The sequence below is a fragment of the Polaromonas sp. P1_E3 genome (assembly GCF_056405935.1).
Genome location: NZ_JBFUBD010000657.1, coordinates 1 through 1,073, shown reverse-complemented (window position 1 = coordinate 1,073; position 1,073 = coordinate 1). Strand labels below are relative to the sequence as shown.

The window sequence follows — 1,073 nt, the reverse complement described above, 5'->3', positions numbered from 1 at the left end:
ACGCACCACACCGGCTGGGCGGTTTATGGGCGAACCTGGCCGTAACACCCTGGGCGAAGACGTTGTCTGGGTAGATTACGAAGCCGCTGTTTCCATGCACCGCGTGCGAACGCACGAGCCCAAGGAGCGCCGCCTGGAGAGGCTTGCGTCTGCGGGCACCGAGGACAACCGTATTTCCTATGGTTGCATCAACATGCCGGTGGCGTTCTTTGAGGACGTGCTCAAGCCGGCGTTCAATGCGAGCTATGGGGTGATTTATGTGTTGCCGGAAGTCAAGCCACTGGCTGAGGTTTTCCCAGCTGCCCATGCATTGGGTGTAAGGCAGCAGGAGCTCAAGCCTTCTGCCTGAGCCGTGCCCCCTTCCCGTTGCGGGGATGAGTTGTAACAGCCACTCCCCCATGTTGCGCGCTTGCATCTTTAGCGCGAAAAATGTCCATTTACGGCTGTTGTTACTATTTTCCCGGGCCGACGATTCGGATTGGGAAAACTGACGTTTTCCCAATAGTAATAACAACTGGTTGCTATGAAAAATATAGCGAGCGTCCGGAGGCTTTGAGGGTTTTTCCGTTGTGAACATTTGCTTGCATCGTTAACATGATGCAACCGCAGCCGGGCTCTTACCCACAGGTTTGAGGCCGGCTTTTTCATGTGCTCCGCACATGTTCATGGAACTCTACCCCCAGGATCAGGATGTTGTTCGAAGGCAATGCACGGCACGCAAAAATCGTCTGCAAGACGGCCCTTGCCTTCATCGCTGCGATGCCCTCGTGGGCATCTGCCATTTCCGCAGACCCGCCTCTGGTGCGCGGCCCGCAACCCGTGCTGGCAGTGCCGGCCGCTGCCAATTCCGTGGCGGACATGACGCTCGTATCGGCATCAGCCGATGCGCGCTACGCCTTGCGCTGGATCATGGACGCCCGCGACAACCAGGGACTTCCATTTGTGGTGGTCGATAAAAAAGCCGCGCGGATTTTCGTTTTTGAAGCCTCGGGGCAATTGCGCGGCGCATCGCCGGCGTTGACCGGCCTGACACCGGGCGACCACACCCTGCAGGACATGGACCGGCGCAGCGT

General features: G+C 58.2%; 2 pseudogenes. Both read left to right on the top strand.

From position 1 onward, the window contains the following. Nucleotides 1–349 (top strand): annotated as a pseudogene (locus AC1D0Z_RS22570) (hypothetical protein); the annotation flags it as partial. A 341-nt stretch (nucleotides 350–690) separates the two neighbouring features. Beyond that, a pseudogene (locus AC1D0Z_RS22565) lies at nucleotides 691–1,073 on the top strand (hypothetical protein); the annotation flags it as partial.